Origin of the sequence: Brevibacillus panacihumi, from assembly GCF_003710985.1 — a bacterium.
In the GTDB taxonomy this organism is placed as follows: Bacteria; Bacillota; Bacilli; order Brevibacillales; family Brevibacillaceae; genus Brevibacillus; species Brevibacillus panacihumi.
In genome coordinates, this window is record NZ_RHHT01000024.1 from 1 (window position 1) to 2,035 (window position 2,035).

At 42.4% G+C, this 2,035-nt stretch carries 2 protein-coding genes; both read left to right on the top strand.

Going from position 1 to position 2,035, the window contains the following annotated elements; genetic code table 11:
- Positions 1–1,226 (top strand): DDE-type integrase/transposase/recombinase (locus EDM58_RS11150; protein WP_148039317.1); only part of this gene is annotated, 1,226 nt, incomplete at its 5' end.
- Between the two features lie 2 nt (positions 1,227–1,228).
- Positions 1,229–1,996 carry an IS21-like element helper ATPase IstB gene (gene istB / locus EDM58_RS11155; RefSeq protein ID WP_023554153.1) on the top strand — a complete coding sequence of 256 codons (768 nt, stop codon included), beginning with the start codon at positions 1,229–1,231 and terminating at the stop codon, positions 1,994–1,996.
- The last annotated feature ends 39 nt before the right edge of the window (positions 1,997–2,035 follow it).

Sequence of the window (2,035 nt, forward strand, 5' to 3'; positions counted from 1 at the left end):
CGAAAATTGTACATATTCGTGATCACGAAGCAGTGGACGAGTTGCCAATGGGCCAACAGGCTCAAGTGGATTGGGGAGAAGTCACGGTTAAAAATATGGAAAAAAAGGACGTGAGATTATACTTCATCACTTTTGTTCTCTCCCACTCCCGTTTCAAGTATGTAGAGTGGCAAAGCAGACCCTTTACCACAAGGGATGCAATCAGATGCCATGAAAACGCATTCGTATTTTTCGGAGGAATGCCAGAGGAATTGGTTTATGACCAAGATCACCTGATCACCGTAAGTGAAAATGCAGGAGACATTATCCTGACGAGTGAATTTCAGTCTTATAAGCAAGAACGTGGATTTCGCCTTTATTTATGCCGCAAGGCAGATCCGCAAAGTAAGGGCAAGATAGAAAACGTAGTGAAATTCGTGAAAAGAAACTTTGCCAAACACAGGGTTTTCTCCAATATCGATGCATGGAACGAACGGTCTCTGGCCTGGCTATCACGGACAGGCAATTACAATGTGCACCATACAACAAAAAAGAGACCGGTTGAAGTGCACGCCCTCGAAAAGCAACACTTGAAGCCAGTCTCTCCCCTGCTCTCTTTCGAGAGCAACCGTGGATCCAGTATAACAAGAACTGTCCATAAGGACAATGTGATTAAATATAAATCCAATCGGTACTCCCTTCCTTTAGGGACATACCGTCCAAGGGGAGAGAATCAAGTATTTATCGAGATTCATGAAGAGGAACTGATTGTCAGAGCAACTCCGCAAGGAGAAGTTCTTGCACGACATCGGCTTTGCCACGGAAAAGGAGAGCTTATAAAAAGTAGACAGCACTCACGTGATCGATCTAAAGGGATTCATGCTTATAAGGAGACCATTATCCGCCAATTTCACGATCAAGAAAAAGCAATGCTGTTTATTCATGAGATAAGCGTTCGGTATCCGAGGTATGTACGTGATCATTTGCAAATCGTTCAATATGCCATCACCCATTTCCAACCTGATATTGAGGAAGCCTTGGATGTATGTGTAAAAGACCATTTATGGAGTGCAAATGACCTCCGGGATGTTGCACAGCACCTTTCCCGACTAAAAGATACCAAGCCCTCCTCAGAACCTCGTTTCGATCAAGCAATACCAAGCAACTTCCGCAACCTCTCCGCATTACAAGCCACTTCACCAACGAGGGAAATGGATAAATATTTAAAAATACTAGGGGGCATTTGACGTTGAACAGCACCGTACAGACCATGCAAAATTACTTCCGCCATCTTCGGATGGCGGAGACAGCCAATGAACTGCCTGAATTCCTTCGTAAAGCTGAAAAATTCTCTTGGACCTATCAGGAATTTCTAGAAGAACTCTTAACCTATGAATTGAAACGGAGAGAAGCAAAAAATGCGGAGAGGAGATTGAAATGGGCCAAGTTTCCCTATCAAAAGACCTTGGATGAATTTCAGATCGATGAGCAAAAGTCAATCAGTTCCCGCCAAATCAAACAGTTGAAGGAACTGAATTGGCTAGAACAACAGTACAATCTGATCCTTCTTGGTCCTCCAGGAGTGGGCAAAACCCACATTGCAATTGGACTTGGGTTAGAAGCGATACAAAAGGGTTTTCAAGTTACCTTTTCAACCATGGGAGAGTTGATCCATCTATTGAAAACCCAAGAGTACCTCACAAAATCACAAACGCAGCTTAAAAGAATAAACGAATCCGATTTGGTCATTATTGATGATCTCATGTATATGGCAATGGATCAAAGGGAGGCAAACCTATTTTTTCACCTCATAAACAACCTGTATGAACGAAGTTCAATCATATTAACATCCAACAAAGGACCCGAACAGTGGGGAGAATTAATAGGTGATCAAGGAATTACGACGGCTATATTAGATCGATTGCTTCACAGAGTGGAAGTGATCCAACTAAACGAAGACAGCTACAGAATCAAATACAGGAGCTCTATTTTCGGAGAAAAAAGTGTTCAATCTTAATGAGCAAAAAGTGTTCAAAACTACTTGACGGTTACATCA